The sequence below is a fragment of the Herpetosiphon sp. NSE202 genome, from assembly GCF_042688385.1.
GTDB lineage: Bacteria > Chloroflexota > Chloroflexia > Chloroflexales > Herpetosiphonaceae > Herpetosiphon.
In genome coordinates, this window is the sequence record NZ_JBHUPY010000001.1 from 91,673 (window position 1) to 108,768 (window position 17,096).

At 50.8% G+C, this 17,096-nt stretch carries 14 protein-coding genes; 10 read left to right on the forward strand and 4 right to left on the reverse strand.

Going from position 1 to position 17,096, the window contains the following annotated elements:
• Positions 1-47: 47 nt before the first annotated feature.
• The 3 genes from mmsB to chvE form a co-directional block, all read right to left on the reverse strand.
• Complete coding sequence (gene mmsB / locus ACFMKP_RS00390) at positions 48-1,295, reverse strand: multiple monosaccharide ABC transporter permease (protein ID WP_382288014.1); 1,248 nt, start codon at positions 1,293-1,295, stop codon at positions 48-50.
• Positions 1,292-2,830 carry a multiple monosaccharide ABC transporter ATP-binding protein gene (gene mmsA / locus ACFMKP_RS00395; protein ID WP_382288016.1) on the reverse strand — a complete coding sequence of 513 codons (1,539 nt, stop codon included), beginning with the start codon at positions 2,828-2,830 and terminating at the stop codon, positions 1,292-1,294. Before mmsA ends, mmsB begins: the two co-directional genes overlap by 4 nt.
• Positions 2,831-2,924: 94 nt before the next feature.
• Positions 2,925-4,073, reverse strand: coding sequence for a multiple monosaccharide ABC transporter substrate-binding protein (gene chvE / locus ACFMKP_RS00400; protein WP_382288018.1), 1,149 nt, complete (start codon positions 4,071-4,073; stop codon positions 2,925-2,927).
• Between the two features lie 355 nt (positions 4,074-4,428).
• On the opposite strand from chvE, the gene ACFMKP_RS00405 reads away from it, so the two are divergent.
• The 4 genes from ACFMKP_RS00405 to ACFMKP_RS00420 are packed head-to-tail and all read left to right on the forward strand — an operon-like array spanning position 4,429 to position 7,084.
• Positions 4,429-5,193, forward strand: coding sequence for a hypothetical protein (locus ACFMKP_RS00405; RefSeq protein ID WP_382288020.1), 765 nt, complete (start codon positions 4,429-4,431; stop codon positions 5,191-5,193).
• Between the two features lie 39 nt (positions 5,194-5,232).
• Positions 5,233-5,874 (forward strand): hypothetical protein, encoded by a 642-nt coding sequence (locus tag ACFMKP_RS00410; protein ID WP_382288022.1) that lies wholly within the window; start codon positions 5,233-5,235, stop codon positions 5,872-5,874.
• Between the two features lie 8 nt (positions 5,875-5,882).
• The gene (locus tag ACFMKP_RS00415) at positions 5,883-6,194 is read left to right on the forward strand and encodes a hypothetical protein (protein WP_382288024.1); all 312 of its coding nucleotides are present in this window, start codon (positions 5,883-5,885) and stop codon (positions 6,192-6,194) included.
• A 17-nt stretch (positions 6,195-6,211) separates the two neighbouring features.
• Positions 6,212-7,084 (forward strand): hypothetical protein, encoded by an 873-nt coding sequence (locus tag ACFMKP_RS00420; protein ID WP_382288026.1) that lies wholly within the window; start codon positions 6,212-6,214, stop codon positions 7,082-7,084.
• 348 nt (positions 7,085-7,432) lie between these two features.
• Here the strand turns inward: ACFMKP_RS00420 and ACFMKP_RS00425 are convergent, their stop codons facing one another.
• Positions 7,433-8,098 (reverse strand): response regulator, encoded by a 666-nt coding sequence (locus ACFMKP_RS00425; RefSeq protein WP_382288028.1) that lies wholly within the window; start codon positions 8,096-8,098, stop codon positions 7,433-7,435.
• Between the two features lie 157 nt (positions 8,099-8,255).
• On the opposite strand from ACFMKP_RS00425, the gene ACFMKP_RS00430 reads away from it, so the two are divergent.
• The 6 genes from ACFMKP_RS00430 to ruvX all read left to right on the forward strand — a co-directional run bounded on the left by ACFMKP_RS00430 (position 8,256) and on the right by ruvX (position 17,075).
• Complete coding sequence (locus tag ACFMKP_RS00430; protein WP_382288030.1) at positions 8,256-9,791, forward strand: hypothetical protein; 1,536 nt, start codon at positions 8,256-8,258, stop codon at positions 9,789-9,791.
• A gap of 366 nt (positions 9,792-10,157) precedes the next feature.
• Positions 10,158-10,814, forward strand: coding sequence for a hypothetical protein (locus ACFMKP_RS00435; protein WP_054536290.1), 657 nt, complete (start codon positions 10,158-10,160; stop codon positions 10,812-10,814).
• Positions 10,786-11,619: a GNAT family N-acetyltransferase gene (locus ACFMKP_RS00440; protein ID WP_382288032.1), complete on the forward strand. Its 834-nt coding sequence runs from the start codon at positions 10,786-10,788 to the stop codon at positions 11,617-11,619. The genes ACFMKP_RS00435 and ACFMKP_RS00440 overlap by 29 nt, the downstream gene beginning before the upstream one ends.
• Before the next feature lie 138 nt (positions 11,620-11,757).
• A complete protein-coding gene (gene alaS, locus ACFMKP_RS00445) occupies positions 11,758-14,427 on the forward strand; it encodes an alanine--tRNA ligase (RefSeq protein ID WP_382288034.1) in 2,670 nt (889 codons plus the stop codon).
• 189 nt (positions 14,428-14,616) lie between these two features.
• Positions 14,617-16,602 (forward strand): hypothetical protein, encoded by a 1,986-nt coding sequence (locus ACFMKP_RS00450; RefSeq protein WP_382288036.1) that lies wholly within the window; start codon positions 14,617-14,619, stop codon positions 16,600-16,602.
• Positions 16,599-17,075 carry a Holliday junction resolvase RuvX gene (gene ruvX, locus ACFMKP_RS00455; protein ID WP_110514091.1) on the forward strand — a complete coding sequence of 159 codons (477 nt, stop codon included), beginning with the start codon at positions 16,599-16,601 and terminating at the stop codon, positions 17,073-17,075. The genes ACFMKP_RS00450 and ruvX overlap by 4 nt, the downstream gene beginning before the upstream one ends.
• Positions 17,076-17,096: the final 21 nt, after the last annotated feature.

Sequence of the window (17,096 nt, forward strand, 5' to 3'; positions counted from 1 at the left end):
TTTGCAAGGCACGAATCAAGCCTGAGCCATGCCTTGCGCTGCTTCAACTAACTTTTATTTTTGCTCGATACGTCGAAGTAGACGGCGATCAAGAGCACTGCGCCTTTGACCACTTGTTGCCAGTCGACGCTTACGCCAGCGATTGACATGCCATTATTGAGCACGCCCATCACCAAGGCCCCGATGACCACGCCAAAGATTGTGCCGATGCCACCTGAGGCTGATGCGCCGCCAATAAAGACCGCAGCGATTGCATCGAGTTCAAAGCCATCGCCAGCTTTGGGTGTGGCCGAGTTCAAGCGGCCTGTGAAAATCATGCCACCGATAGCTGCCAAAACCCCCATATTGACGAAGGTATAGAACGTCAGGCGATCAGTTGGCACGCCAGAGAGTTTGGCGGCTTTTTCGTTGCCACCCAAGGCATAAATCCGCCGCCCAATCACGGTCTTTTTGGTGACAAAGATATACAAGGCGATCAGCGGAATTAACACCAACAAGACGTTGGGCAAGCCTTTGTAGGAAGCCAAGATATAGCAGAAGGCCATAATAATGGTGACAACTGCTGCATTTTTGACAATAAACAAAGGAGTTGAGATTACTGGGAAGTTGAATGCGCGGCTATTTTTTCGCCCGATAATATCCAAGTAGACGATGATTGCAGCAAACGCTAAGCCAATGATCAGCGTCATTACGTGCAGTTTTGCGTCAGCGCCGCCAAGTGGGTTGCTCATAAAGCCAGTCTTGGCTTCGTTGCCGCTAATGAAACCGCGGCTGATATTGCTGAAACTCTCAGGGAACGGGCCAAGTGAGCTGCCGCCGAGCAGCACCAAAGTCAAGCCGCGAAAGATCAACATCCCGGCGAGGGTCACAATAAAGGCCGGAATTTTGCGGAAGGCCACCCAATAGCCTTGAAACGCGCCGATTGCAGCGCCGATTGCAATACAGGCAGCAATCGAAACGATCACTGGATAATCGTTTTTGACCATCATATAGCCAGCGACTGCCCCGACAAAGGCCGCCACCGAGCCAATCGAAAGATCGATATGGCCTGCCACAATCACCAACAGCATGCCCAGCGCCATCACCACGATATAGCTATTTTGCAAAATCACGTTGGTGATGTTAGTTGGTTGGAGCAACACGCCGCTGGTTTCAAATTGGAAATACAGCACAATCACCACAAGGGCGACTAGCATGCCATATTCGCGCATATGATTTTTCAAGAAATCGAAAATGGTGGCGAGATTGAACCCAGCCGCTTTGCTGGATTCGTTGGTTTGCAGTTCAGCGCTCATGGCTGGTTAACCTCCTGCTGCATAATGCACTTCATGATCTTTTCCTGAGAGGCATCGGCGGCAGGCATTTCGCCAACCAACTGACCTTCGTTCATCACATAAATGCGATCACACATGCCGAGAATTTCGGGTAATTCCGAAGAGATGATGATCACGGCTTTGCCTGCTTGCGCCAATTTGTTGATAATCGTGTAGATTTCGTATTTAGCGCCCACGTCAATCCCACGCGTTGGCTCATCGAGAATCAGAATATCGGGGTTGGCAAACAACCATTTGCTGAGCACAACTTTTTGTTGGTTGCCGCCAGAGAGATTGACGGTTTTTTGCAGCACGCTGGAGCTGCGAATGCCTAAATCGTCGCGATATTGATTGGTGATGCGCAATTCTTTTGGCTCGTTAAGCACCGATTTATTGGCAATCGCTGGCAGATTCGCTAGCGAAATATTATTTTTAATTCCATCGATCAGCACTAAGCCATAGTTTTTGCGATCTTCAGTGACGTAGGCAATGCCGTTGCGAATGGCCTTTTGGATCGTGCGCACATCGATCTCTTGGCCATTTTTATAGACATGGCCACTGATATGTTTGCCATATGCGTGACCAAAAATACTCATTGCTAATTCGGTGCGGCCCGAACCCATCAGGCCAGCAATCCCGACAATTTCGCCTTTGCGCACGTTAAAGCTGACGTTATCGACAACTTTGCGCTCGGCGTGAAGTGGGTGATAGACATTCCAGTTGCGAACTTCAAACATAGTTTCGCCAATCGTGGCCTCGCGGGGCGGAAAACGATGGCTTAAATCGCGGCCAACCATGCCGCGGATAATCCGGTCTTCGCTAATTGTTTCTTTGTGACAATCGAGAGTTTCGATGGTTGCGCCATCACGGAGCACCGTAATCGCATCGGCAACTTTGGAAACTTCATTCAATTTGTGCGAGATCAGAATCGATGAAATGCCCTGTTGTTTGAATTGCAGCAGCAATTCGAGCAAGGCTTGGCTATCGCTTTCGTTTAAGCTGGCGGTTGGTTCATCGAGAATTAATAGTTTGACTTCTTTGGCGAGGGCTTTGGCAATTTCAACCAATTGTTGCTTGCCTACGCCAATATCGGTAATTAATGTATTGGGCGATTCGCTCAGGCCCACTTTTTTGAGCAAGGCTTGGGTTTTGGCAATCGCCGCATTCCAATTGATAACGCCGCGTGAGGCAGTTTCGTGGCCGAGAAAGATATTTTCGGCAATCGAGAGGAACGGAATCAAAGCCAGTTCTTGGTGGATAATCACGATGCCGAGTTTTTCGCTGGCGCTAATATCGTTGAAACGACACTCTTGGCCCTCGAAAATAATCTCGCCGCTGTAGCTGCCATGCGGGTACACGCCGCTGAGCACCTTCATCAAGGTCGATTTGCCTGCGCCATTTTCGCCGACTAGCGCGTGGATTTCTGCTCGGCGCACTTGCAAATTAACATCATTCAGCGCTTTAACCCCAGGAAAGGTTTTGGTGATTCCGCGCATTTCAAGTAGTAGATCAGACATAACCTGTGCCTCGTTTGCTGAGAAGATGGCCAAGTTTCCTATGCAAAGCAGGCCTGAGCATGAGCCTTGCCCACACCCAGACCTGCTGCCAGAACTATTTGGTTATGTCTTCTTTTTTGTAGTAACCACTTTCGACCAACACTTTTTCCCAGTTGGTTACATCGACAACGACCGGAACCAGCAATTGTGAAGGCACAACTTTGACCCCGTTGTTGTAGGTGGTGGTGTCGTTGACTGCCACTTCTTTGCCTGACAATGAGGCTTCGACCATGCCAACGACTGATTTTGCCAATTCGCGGGTATCTTTGAAGATGGTTGAGCTTTGTTCGCCAGCGATGATTGACTTGACCGAAGGTACTTCAGCATCTTGGCCCGAAACAACTGGCATTGGTTGGTCGGCGCTGCCGTAGCCAACACCCTTGAGCGATGAGATGATCCCAATGCTAATGCCGTCGTATGGTGAGAGCACTGCATCAACTCGTTTGTCGCCGTAGAAAGCGCTCAAAATGTTGTCCATGCGTGATTGAGCGGTTGCCCCGTCCCAGCGCAAGGTCGCAACTTTATCCATGCCAGTTTGGCCGCTGACGACCACCAACTTGCCGCTATCGATGTAAGGTTGCAAGACCGACATCGCGCCATCGTAGAAGAAGAAGGCGTTGTTATCATCCGATGAGCCACCGAACAACTCGATATTGAAGGGGCCTTTGCCTTCTTTCAAGCCAAGTTTGGTTTCGATCGATTGGGCTTGCAAGACCCCAACCTTGAAGTTATCGAAGGTTGCGTAGAAATCGACGTTCGGAGTCTTTTTGATCAAGCGGTCGTAGGCGATAACCAGAATTTTCTTATCTTTAGCACTTTGCAGAACATCTGAGAGAGTTTCGCCGTCGATTGCCGCAATCACCAACACATTGACCCCTTTGGTGACCATGTTTTCAATTTGCGAAAGTTGGGTTGGAATATCGTCTTCAGCGTATTGAAGATCGGTTTTGAAGCCTTTTTCTTGGAAATACTTCACCATATTGTCGCCGTCGGCGATCCAACGAGCAGATGATTTGGTGGGCATTGAGATCCCAATGGTGTATTTGCTGTTATCAGCGTTGGCGGTTGTGCCACCGGTGCTACTTGTGCCGCCATCGGTTGGCGCAGGTGTTGGAGTTGCGGCTTCGCCACAGCTTGCCAAAACCATCGTCATGAGCACCATCAAAACCAGCATGAACTTCGCGCGAGGAGACTTCATCGTCATGTCCTTCCTTGGAGTAAGTTTTCGTAGGCGGTGGCTTAAGTTGTGCCACAGCTAGGGTTGCTGCGCTTAAATGGCGCACCCAACGAAGACAGGTTGCGAACACTGAAGCAGTTAAGTTTGGAACGGCAATTAAGGGAGGGTTTGGAGGTGGTACCGACCTCGTTATCGATCCCGTTATCGATCCCGTTATCGATAACGGTCGCATTATAGCAATCCAAATAGTTGCTGTCAAGCACGCAGCTGAGGCTAAAGTACTAGCCTGATCTAGCCCTTGAGTAGGCTATCGAGTAAGCTTGAACGATGAACGCAACCCATGCTGAGTTTCGACGTACATTAGCAATGGAGGACTACCCAGATGAAATGCCCAAATTGTTATAGTAATGTTTCAAATAGGAGTGCTACCTGCCCACGCTGCGATTGGCCGTTACGCACGCCCCCAGCTTCGACCTCCTCAGCAGCGTTTGGCCAATCACCAACCGCCAATGCTTGGGGCCGCGATCAACACAATGATGCTGATGTTTGGGAGCCATCTACTCAAGCCAGATCCGAGTGGGAGGAATCCACTCCTGCTTCAGCCGCTTGGGAGTCATCTGCGCCAGCTGCATCAGCTTGGGAGCAGCCAGCAGCCGAGCCAGCCTCAACCTGGGCTCAAACCCCAATGCAAAGTGTTGCTGCGCCGCCAAACGCCACCATGCTGGGGAATGCCATGCCCACCAGCGTGCCCTTGACTGGCGGCCAAAAATCCAAATTGCTATTCGGTGCTTTGATTCCCTTGGCAATTATTGGGATTATTGTGTGGTCTTTTAGCCGCTCATTAGCCAATAAAGATGCAGGCTTTGTCTGGATTATCATTGTCGCGATGAGTTTGATTTTTGTCTGGCAATCAGTGACCAAGTTGATCGATTTTTTCAGTGGCGTTGCTCAAGTTCAAGTTGATCGCTTAACCAAAACCCAAATTATCAAAAATAAAAATAGTCGCAATTACTATGGCCATTTTGAGCGTCTCGGTCGGCTGAATATTGGTCGCCAACACTACGATACTGCCTTGCAAGGCGCAGTTTATCAAGTGACCTACAGCCCGCGCAGCAAAAGCTTGTGGGCGATGCAACAAGTTGGCTAACCAATAACAAACAATTGAAAGAATCAGAGAGGAATGGTTATGAAATGCCCGAAGTGTCAAAAGCTTGTTCCTGATCGTAGTCGCTGTGTTGAATGTGGCTTTCCGTTTTATGTCCAACTTGATGAGGCTGCGGTTGCACATTTAGCTACCCATCCTGCTGGCAATACTGTTCGCTTGCCAAGTGGTCGCTACATCAGCGTTCCCACTGACCGCAATCTTGAGCCAACGATCATGCCATTGACGCGCGCCCAAAAGAAAAAACACCTTCTGATTGCCTTGGCGAGTTTGGCGGCGCTATTTGTGGCAATGCTGATTGTTGGCTATTTAATTCAGGTTGGCGATTTTGGGTTTATTTTGGCATTTGTTTCAATCATTGGCCTCGCGGCAGGTTGGATGCTCGTTGCCCACTTAATGGATTTCTTCAATGGTGTGGCTGAAGTCTATATTGATCGCTTAATCGAAACTCAACGTTATCGTTTCAAGCATCAACAATCAAATGCCCATTACTTTGGCTATTTCGAGCAGCTTGGTCGAGTCGATATTAGCGCGAATGATCATTATGCCTCGATTCCAGGTGCGCTCTATATATTGAGTTATGGAAAAGCTTCCCAGCGTTTATTGGATATGGTGCAGGTTGATGGATCATTGGATACAGCTCACGTTGCTAGTGCAGCAGAATAGGAATCACGATGCAATGCCCAGAATGTAACGCGACCCTTACGAGTGCTGCTGGTAATTGTGATACTTGTGGGGCAGTAATCGACAAACAATTATTGCAGCTTGTGGTTGCACCGCCTGGTTCGCGGCCCTTAACTGCCAAACAAGCGTGGCAATTCTTTTTGGTTGGGCTCGTGCCATGGTCACTCATGGCACTTTTCTGTTGGTGGTTTTTTCGCTCAGATAGCTGGTCATTTTGGCTGATGGTGATTTTAGGCGTGTATCTAGTAGCTAAAATAGGCCGCTTAATCTTTCATCTTTGGCGGAGTCGATCATTCAAATAATGGATGGGAGCTGTGCGATGCAATGTCCAAATTGTAATACTCAGCTGGTGAATGCTGCCCAGCCATGCCCAATTTGCAATCAGCAAACTCGGCGTTCGATTGCCACTCCACTCTTTGGCGAATTTCCCATGGCCAATGCCTATCAACGCACTGAACCGATGGCCGAGCCTCTCTGGGAGCCAGAAACCGAGCCGGAGTTTGTCGCTAGTACGGCTGATCAAGCATGGTTGGAAAGTTTCGTGCCAACCACAATTAAGCTAACCAGCGATCAAAAAAGCATGCTCTTGGATAGGATCGTATTTTATTTGACCATGCTGATCGCGGTTGCGTGGTTCGTGCTGCGCATCGAGCTAGCTGAGACGATTCCTGGCTTTTTCAAACTTATATTCTTTGGTTGGGTTGGCTGGTATTTAATGAGCTATTTGCTTGATTTGCTGAGTGGCGTTGCTGAAGTCGCTGTCGCTCGACTAGGCTCAAAATCGTACAACAGCAGAAATAGCTTGAACAAATATAATGCTCGGTTTGAGCAAGTCGGCAGTTTCAATATAGGCCCGAAAAGGTATGAATTGGCAGTCAAAGGAGCGATATATCAGATCAGTTATAGCCGCTTCTCTAAACATTTATGGACTATCCATCAAGCGATCCCTAAGCAGTCATTAGATGCTCAACGTGCGCCCGAACGCGAAAATTGGTCTGGGATGCTCTATCTTATTCTTTTTGTGGCCTTTTGGTATCTCTTTCGTTCGCCTACGCTGAATATTTTTACTCCCAGGTTGGAGGATATTGACCCCACTTTCTTTTGGGCGCTAGGCGAGACGCTTGGAATTATCGTGCTTGGGCGACTTTTAAGCGCAGTTTTGGCACTATTGCTACAGAAAACTGCTAAATAGTAGTATGCGGAGAGACGGAGGAGCTATGTATTGCCCAAAATGTTCTATCAAATTTTCCTCAGGCGAGAACTGTTGTCCCAAATGTGGTGGGCCAGGTTTGCCCAGCAACACTCCAGTAAAGGCTTCAACGCATGATCCAAAGCCAGCTCCAAGCATGGCAATGATCAGCAAACAATGCTGGTATCATTTTGTCAAATCAGCACCACCACTATCTTTCAATGAGTAAAGGTGAACGCTATCAAATCGTTTACAGCCGTTGGAGTAAGCTGGTGTGGGATGTGCAGAAAATTACTTAAACGCCCGCTAAAACCTAAAACCGCCACTCAGTTGAGCGGCGGCTTAGCCAAATTAACGTCCGGGTAAGGGATCGTCCATTGGCACAAGGCGTTGGCGCAGGGCATAAATTGCCGCTTGGGTGCGATCTGCCAAGTGCAATTTCGACAAAATATTACTGACGTGGGTTTTGACAGTTTTTTCGCTGATGATCAGTGAATCAGCAATTTCACGGTTGGAATGGCCCCGGGCGATCAAGCGCAGCACATCCATTTCGCGCTCGGTCAGCGCTTCTGCATCGGGATCGTTGTTGCGGGGCGTTGAGAATTCTTGCATCAATTTGGCAGCAACCTCAGGGTGCAAGACGGCCTCGCCACGTTTGGCTGAACGCACGGCGCGGGCTAATTCCAGCGGGCTAACATCTTTCAACAAATATGAAATTGCGCCGGCTTTGATTGCTGGGAAAACTTTTTCATCGTCGGAGAACGAGGTTAGAACGATCACTTGAGTGCTTGGGCTAACCGCCTTGACCCGACGGGTTGCTTCCACGCCATCAATTTCGGGCATCACCAAATCCATAATCACCACATCTGGTAACAGTTGCTTAATTTGGCTAACTGCTTCGACGGGCATGCCCGAATCGCCAACAACCTCAATATCGTCTTGGAGTTCGAGAAAATCACGCAAGCCTTGGCGGACAACCAGATGATCATCGACTAAAAAAACGCTAATACTTTCCATAAGAACCTCATTGTGAGTGAATCGCGCTGTATTGATTGTACACGCAATAGGCAAATCAGCGGCAACTGCTCACCACTTTTTCACTTCCAAGCGGCCAAAGCTGTGATATGCTCTGTACACGTTTGAGAGATCTCGGCCTAGTTTTGAAGGAATATCCATGAATCGAACACGTGTTGCAATAATTGGGCTAGTGGCGTTGCTGCTGGTGGCACTCGGCGCTAGCGGTTGGCTGTGGGTTGAACGGGGCACGCTTATCTCGCGTGATGCCACGACCCAAGCCGAATTTGGCAAATTGAAAGATCAAGTTACTGCTGCTGATGAGGTGCAAGATAAAAACCGCCAGCTGCAAGACCAAGTTAACGATTTACAAGAGCGGCTCAATAATCCGCCAACCAGTGTGGCCGAGCCAACCAGCCCAGCGCTGGAGCCAACCGCCACTCCAGAGGCTGGCCCGACTCCAACCGTTGACCCAGCTGCGCCAACGCCAACCGGCCCAGGCGGGGTTGAGCCACCAGCCGAAATTGTCGCAGTGATGAAGCAAATTGAGCAAGAAGTGATTGCCTTGCGCGGCTTGCCAGAAGAACGGCCTGTAACCCGCCGCATGCTGACCCGCGATGAATTGCGCGATTACATTGTCAAAGAAATGGAAACCGAAAATACCCCAGCAGATTTTCGCCATGAAACCAGCCAAATGTGGATGCTTGGTCTAGCCGAAAAAGATATTGATTTGCAGCAATTGTATATTGATTTGCAAACTGAACAAATTGGCGGTTTCTACGACCCAGAAACCGATACATTTTATATTATTGCTGAAAATAATGATTTTCCTGCCGCAGATCAAATTACCTATGCTCATGAATTTAATCACAACTTACAAGATCAATTGATTAATTTGCAAGATGGCTTGAAAGTTGGTGAATTTGATGCAGACCGCTCATTGGCATTTCGTTCGTTGGTTGAAGGCGATGCAACCAAATTAATGAGCGATTGGCTGCAAACCGATTTAGTGCCGCGTATGTCGCCTGATCAATTGCAAGAATTGTTGCGCACCTTGCAAGAGCAACAAGACAGCAGCGACATTTTAGAAAAAGTACCAGGCGTGTTGCGTGATGGCTTGGTGTTTCCCTATGAAGACGGCTTGACCTTTGTTGAAGAAGTCTATGCAGCAGGCGGTTGGGAAGCAGTGACCAAGGCCTTGCAAGACCCACCAACCTCGACTGAGCAGATTTTGCACCCTGAAAAATATTTGAGTGCGACCCGCGACAACCCAAGCTTGCCCAATCAATTTGATCTCTTGCCAGTGCTTGGCGCAGACTGGACGACAGCCATGACCAACACCATTGGCGAGTTCGACCTGAAATCGCTGCTCAATTACACCGATGCTGCTGGCGATATGGACGCTGCGGCAGCTGGAATTGGCGGCGGTCGCATGAGTTTGTATGAGCACACCAGCGATTTCACCCCAGTGCTGCAATGGACATTGCGCTGGGATACTGCCGCTGATGGCGATGAATTCCTTAATTTGTTCCGGGCTACCTTCAAGTCCAATGGCGATCTGTTGTTGCGCGAGAACGATCTGAACCGTACTGACGACGATGTGCACGTTGGCATTAAAGGCAGCGGCCAAGAATTTGTGGTTATTTTTAGCTCGAATCAAGATAATGTGCGCAATGCATTAAATGCCTTGCCCTAAATGTTGAGTAAATGAAGCTCGCGAGACCCCCTGTGCAACTTCGGTTGGGCAGGGGTTTTAAGATCCCCTCACCCCAACCCTTCGCCCGCCCGCAGGCGAGGGGCTTTAAACTTGTGGTTCTGACACAGTTCTTGGTAAACACTGGTCGGCTCCCCCTCGCCCTTGTTCAGTGGGCCGTTCAGTGAATCAAGCAACCCAGAGAAAGCCAGACGTAAAACGGGTGCTCCCCCTCGCCCGCGTTCAGTGGGAGAGGGGGCTGGGGGGGTGAGGGAATGCTCTACCATGAAAAGCTAGCGCTAAGCTGCGAGACAATGCTATAATCCTTGCGACTGCCCATCGTTTTTGCAGTGGAATTTCGGAGGAGCTATGTCACGGCTCAATCATGAGACAAACGAATGGCATTGCAAGGTCGTGCTATTTGGCCCACCTACCCGCAATGCAGTGAAACTAGCCGCCCAATTGGTTACAGCCATTCCGCTCGCTGAACGCGAAGTAACCTGGGATAGCCCGCCAACGGACGAACCAACCCTCGTAGCTCGTTACCGGCCTGCAAATGCTAGTCTTGGCGATATTAAGCCCGTCTATATGCTGCATGCCTTGCGTTCTGCTGGCTCAACTGCCGCCGACCGCCAGCATGTTTTGCATAATACCGATGGCGTGATTCTGCTGCTTGACCTCGAAAGCGAAGAGCAATCGATTTTTGCCGAGCGCGAGCTTGAACGCTTTTTGAGCACCTACGGCAAAACTATCGCCTCGATGCCTGTGCTGTTGCTTGGCGCTAGCCCGCTTGATGATGGCCAGCAAGCGCGTTTGAATGCTAATAGCCTCTCGTATTTTGCCGCCGAAAACGCGACAACCTTGCAACGGGCCTTGCATACCCTCACCAGCGGCCTCGAAGAAGATTCGGGCTTGGCTGGGATTGGCTTTGACCTTGATGATTTCGATAACGACGGCAGTGCTGTCGATCTCGATGATATAGAGTTTGATGATTTACATGCCTACGACGACGACGAACTCAAATAGACTCACCCTGCGCCTAGCCACCAGTGAAGATCGCGAGCCGATTGTGGCGTGGTGCAATACTTTGTGGAACGGCCAAGCAGATTATATTGGCGATGTGTGGGATTATTGGTTGCCCCAAGGCCATTTGTATGTTGGCGAGATCGCTGGCTGGCAAGAACCAGTGGTTGTGCTGCGCCTGCGGGTGCTTTCGCCAACTCAAGCTTGGTTTGGTGGCTTGCGAATTCATCCTGAGTTGCAGGGCCAAGGCTTGGGCCGCGAATTGGTCGAGTATTCGATCGATTGGGCCAAAAGTTGGGACGCGCACACGCTTGGCTATATGACCGAGCGCAGCAATCATCGCATGCATTCGATGGCCGAAAAGCTCAATTTTGCCAATGTTGGCTTTATTGAATGGTATGGCTTGAACGATCTTGCTGCTGCTCCCGCCAATGTTGTGGCCGATGCTAGCTTGATCGATCTGAGCCAAGCCCAGAATTTGCACGATCATGGCGGGCGCTATGTCTATCAGTGGACGGTGCGCAACCTTGATCAAGCTGAGCTTGAACGCCGTGCTGCCAGCCAAGAATTATATGTGCTGCCTGATCGTAGCGGCTGGATGATTTGCCAACCAGATGGCTTTATTGCCCATATTGAAGGCGATGCGGCAGCACAAACCACGCTTTTGGCCCATGCGCGCACCCTGCCCGAATGCCAAGAGTTGCTCACTCCACAGTGGCGTGACAGTCGCCAAGCTCAATTAATTGCCCAACTCAATTGGCATGATACCAACGAAGCCTATAGTTTGTTTGAATTAGACCTACGCTGAGCGCAAATAGCCCATCAGCATCGTGTATAATCGTGAGAGCACAGAGCATAGAACATAGAACATTAATGGCTTGAGCACAATAATTGGCTTTGTTCTATGCGCTTTGTTCTATGTTCTTAATATCTTGAGGTTTCCCAAATGAAAGGTTCAGAGCTACGGCAGCGTTTCTTAGACTACTTTGCGCGGCAAGGGCACGCCGTCGTGCCAAGTAGCTCGCTGATTCCTGCCGATAATCCCACCCTGTTGTTTACAGTGGCTGGGATGGTTCAGTTTAACGATGTCTTTTTGGGTCGCGAAAGCCGCCCCTACAGCCGTGCGGTTTCATCGCAAAAATGTTTGCGCATTTCGGGCAAGCAAAACGACCTCGAAAATGTTGGGCCATCGCCGCGGCACCATACCTTTTTTGAAATGCTGGGCAATTTTTCGTTTGGCGATTATTTCAAAAAAGATGCAATTCGTTTTGCATGGGAGTTTCTGACCCAAGAAATTGGGCTTGATCCCAAACGAATATGGGTCAGTATTTACGAAGGCGATGAGCAAATTCCCGCCGACGAAGAAGCCCATGATTTATGGCTGGCCTATATGCCTGCCGAGCGGATTTTGCGCTTCGATGCTGCGGATAATCTGTGGTCGGCTGGCGATGTTGGGCCACGCGGGCCATGCTCGGAAATTCACTATTATATCGGCGATGATCCCGATAACCAAGTGCCAGAAGGGGTGAACTCCGAAGACGACACCTATATGGAAATTTGGAACTTGGTGTTTATGCAATACAACCGTGATGAAAACGGCGTATTGACTCCGCTGCCCAAGCCATCAATCGACACTGGTATGAGCCTCGAACGCTTGGCGATTGTCAAACAAGGCGTGTTTCGTTCGTATGAAACCGACTTGTTTACGCCAATTATTCACACGGTGATGGAATTGCTGGGCACTGGCAGCGAACATTATCAAGCCAATAGCTCGGCCTACCACGTGGTGGCCGACCATAGCCGCTCGATCGCTTTTATGATTGCCGACGGCTTGCGGCCTGGCAACGAAGGCCGTTCGTATGTGCTGCGGCGTTTGGTGCGCCGCGCCGCCTATTTTGGCCAAACGATTGGCTTCAAAGCGCCATTCTTGGCCGAAACGATTGCCACCGTCATCGATATGATGGGCGATGCCTACCCTGAGTTGCGCAATAAACAAAGCTATATTGCCGAAGTGGTGACTGGCGAAGAAGAACGCTTCAACAAAACCTTGGCTGGCGGTTTGCGCCAACTTGAAGCAATGTTGCCAAACCAAGCAGATAAAGCAGTATTTAGTGGCGCTGATGCCTTCAAACTCTACGATACCTATGGCTTTCCGCTCGATCTAACCGAACGGATCGTCGCTGAGCGTGGCTTGACAGTCGACTTGGCAGGCTATGAGGCTGAGCTTGAAGCCCAACGTGCCCGTGGCCGTGGGGCTGCTCAATTCAAAAAAGGCGCAGTGACCGAACGCTGGGCTGAGCGCAATTTGGCTCCAACCAGCTTCACTGGCTATCACGAGCTAGAAAGCTGGGGCCATGTGCTGGCGTTAGAGTTCGATGGCGAAGAACTTGGCACAGTCCAACGCGGCCAAGAAGTCGCTTTTGTGCTCGATCGCACCTCGTGTTATGCCGAAAGTGGCGGCCAAATGGGCGATAGCGGCGTGTTGGTCGGGCCGCATGGCAAAATTGTGATCGACGATGTGCAAAAGCCAGTGCCTGGCGTGTTTGTCCATCGCGGGCGGGTCAGCGAAGGCAGCGTGAGCCTTGGCGAGCAAGTAACCGTCACGGTTGATGCAGCTCGTCGCCGCGATATTGTGCGTAATCATACCGCCACCCACTTGTTGCACCGCGCATTGCGCGACAGCTTGGGCGATCATGCCGAGCAAAAAGGCTCGTTGGTTGCGCCAGAGCGCTTGCGATTCGACTTCAACAACCAAAAAGGCTTGAGCAGCGACCAACTGCAGCAAATCGAAGACCAAGTGAATGCTTGGATTCGCGCTGATAGCAAAGTTGAAGCAGCTGAAATGGCCTTGCCGCAAGCGCGCGAGTTAGGCGCAATGGCCTTGTTTGGCGAAAAATATGGCGATGTTGTGCGCGTCGTGACCGTTGGTTGTGGCGATAGCAGCGATCATGTTCACGTCAACAGTGAAGCGCCGGTTTGCTCACGCGAGCTGTGTGGCGGCGTTCACGTTGCCCGCACTGGCGAAATTGGCTTCTTCAAAATCGTCAGCGAAGGCTCAGTGGCCTCAGGTGTGCGCCGGATCGAGGCCGTCACTGGTCGCGCCGCCGCCGAATGGGTCAGCCAACAAGCCCAATTGATTCGTACCTTGGGCGAAAAACTTGGCGCGCAGCCAGGCAAAGTCGAAGAAAAACTCGATGCCTTGTTGCTCGACCAAAAAGCCCGCCGCGATGAAATTGAACGCTTGCGTGGCGAATTAGCTGCTGGCCAAGTTGATAGCTTGCTGGCCCAAAAAATTGAGCAAGCAGGCACGCCATTGGTTGTGGCGCGGGTTGAAGCCAGCGATGCTGATAGCTTCCGCCGACTTGGCGAGCAGCTGCGCGATAAACTAGGCAGCGGTGTCGTTATCCTTGGCACGGTCATCGATGGCAAGCCGTTGTTGCTCGCCGCAGCAACCGCCGATCAAGTTAAAGCTGGTCGCCATGCTGGCAACTTGGTGAAAGCCTTGGCTGCCAAAGTTGGTGGTGGTGGCGGTGGTCGCGCCGATTTTGCTCAGGCAGGCGGTCGCGATGCAGCTGCGCTTGATCAAGCCTTGGCTGAAGCCAGCAGTTTGCTGTAACTAAAGTATCCCTAGCCCCCTCTCCCGCTCAGCGAGGAGAGGGGGAATCATGAGGATTAATCGCCCAATGAGGTAACAAACTGTGGGGTTGTCCTCAGCGGTAGCAGATCGTTGTACAATAAAGCCGAGATTCTGCCAACACCACAATATTCGACGTGTGTTCATTCTGAAAGCTTTGGGGGCAACCCAATGACAACTGGCAAAACTGAACTGATCACCATTGCCCTTGCTGATTCAATTGATAGCATTCTTCAGCAGGTGCGTAATGCCAAAGCAGAGCATGTTGACATCTTCATGCCCGAAGGTTCGATTTCGTTACAAAGCCGTAAAACCTGCGATCGATTGCGCGAAACTGCCAACCGCGAAGGTATCGAACTGACGCTCTATACCAGCGATCCCAAGGTTGTCAAAGCTGCTTTGACCTGCCAAATGATGGTGGTAGAAATTGAGCCAAGCGTAGTCGGCAGCAAGCCTGCGCCAGCTGCCGCAGCTCCAGCCCAGCCAGTTGCTCCTGTTAGCCCCGAAGAAGATTTTTTGGCTTCGCTGGAAGGTTTGCCCACAGCTTCGACGACCGATCGTTTGCAAACCAGCTCTAGCGTGAGCAAGCCAATTGCCAGCCAACCAATTCCTACGCCTGCGCCGCAGCAGCCACGTAGCGAAATCGACGATTGGGCCGATGCCTTGGATAGCCTTTCAGTTGCCTCAACTGCTGGCGAAACTGGCTTGCGCCAACACGAGCAAGCCCGTGGCAACGACAATTGGGATTTTGATGGCTTCAACGATTTTTCGGATACGCTCAGCGGTGATAGCGCGACTGTTACTGCACCGCCAGCTCGCCCACGCATTCGCCCAGAAGATATTGAATTAACCAGCGATGACTTGCATCGCCAAGATGCCAAAGCCCGCCGCGCACGATCTGAGCAAAAACGCGCCGACGAAAAGGCCGAACTCAAGCAACAAAACGCGCCCAAACGCAATTACCCGTTATGGGGTATGCTGATTCTGGCGGCGATAGCTATTTTGGCTTTGCTATGGTTTGTATTTGGCAATAAGGTTGCGAGTGGGGTTACGATTTTGGTGCGGCCAGCGCCAAGCTTGGGTGGCCAAACCTACCAAGATGTGCGGCTCAACTATCAAGCAGACCCAATTAGCGAGCCAAGTTCGGCGGCAATTCAAGGCCGTTTGATTACGGTGCCAATTTCGGTGCCTGTGCGCGGCACGGTCATTACGGCTACTGAGCAACCAGATCAAGCTGCTAGTGGCCGTCTCGAAGTCTATAATCGCAATACCCAAGCCTATCCGATTCCAGCCAATACGCGGGTTAAGGTGCTCAACGCTGCTGGCGAAGAAATTGTTTTCTTGACCCAAGGCGAGGCGACAATTCCCGAAGCGAGCAGCAGCATTACTGGCGTGACCAACGGGGTTGGTGCGATCCAAATTGTGGCCAGCGCTGGTGGCACTCGCTACAACATGCCTGCCAGCGGCGATGTTATTTGGACGATTGAAGGCTATGAAGGCGCACTATTTGCGATCAATTCTGAGCCAGTTCAAGGCGGCACGACTGCCCTGTTAAAATTGCCAACTGAAGCAGATTGGCTGCCACTGTTGCCCCAAGCTGTCGCCCAATTTCGCAGTGCAATTCCTGCCCAAATGCAAACCGTGTTGCAAGAAGGCGAAGTGTTGGCGGATGTAAATTTCTTGCCCAATGTCGATGATTTGACCCAAGACCCCAGCCTGTATGATGTGCAGACTCGCCCAGTAGCTGGCACTGATGGCGATTTTGAGCTGATTGTGACGGCAAATTTTCAAGGTTTGGCAGTGCGCGGTAATTTTGCCGAACAATTGAATCGGGCCTTGCCCAACGCCTTGCGGATCAAAGATCCATCGTTCAGCACCGATACCAGCAGCATCGTCAAAAGTGAAGTTCGCCTCGATGATTCGGGCGCAAGTTTGTTGTTGGCAACGGTTGAAGTTGCGCCAAAAACCAATATTGGCTTGCCCGATAGCACCAAACTGAAGATTGCCGAAAGCATCAAAGGCCTAACCCCAGCTGAGGCAATGGTGCAATTGCAAGCCTTGCGCGAAAGTGGCTTGATTGGCGATATTGTTTCTGTGCCAGAAGTGGAGCGCTTGCCGCTCGACCCTGCCGAAATCAATGTTCAGGTGCAAGAATGAGCGAGCGACCCAGCCGTGGCCGCATTATCGCCTTGGATGTTGGCAATAAACGCATTGGCGTGGCAATGTGCGATCCCGACCGAATTATTGCTAGCGGCCAGCCGACGTTGCCAGCGCAGCCGAGCGATAAAGCCTATGCCCAGCTTCTACAAATGATTGCCGATAATGAGGTGGTTGAGTTGGTGATTGGGCTGCCATTGACCTTGCGTGGCGAGGTTGGCGCTCAGGCCAAGGCGGTGCAAGCTTTTATGCGTGGCCTGCAAAAACGCACCAGCATTCCCATCACCTTGTATGATGAGCGGTTTACCAGCGTTGAAGCTGAGCGCTCGCTCGAAGCGATGGGCATTAAAAAAAGCAAACATCGCGATCATGTCGATGAACTGGCGGCCATTTTAATCTTGCAAGATTATATGAGCTCGATTGCCCCGCCTCGCCCGCTCTACCACGACCCTGATCACGATGATTGGGATTAACGAATAAGCCCCGTTGATTGT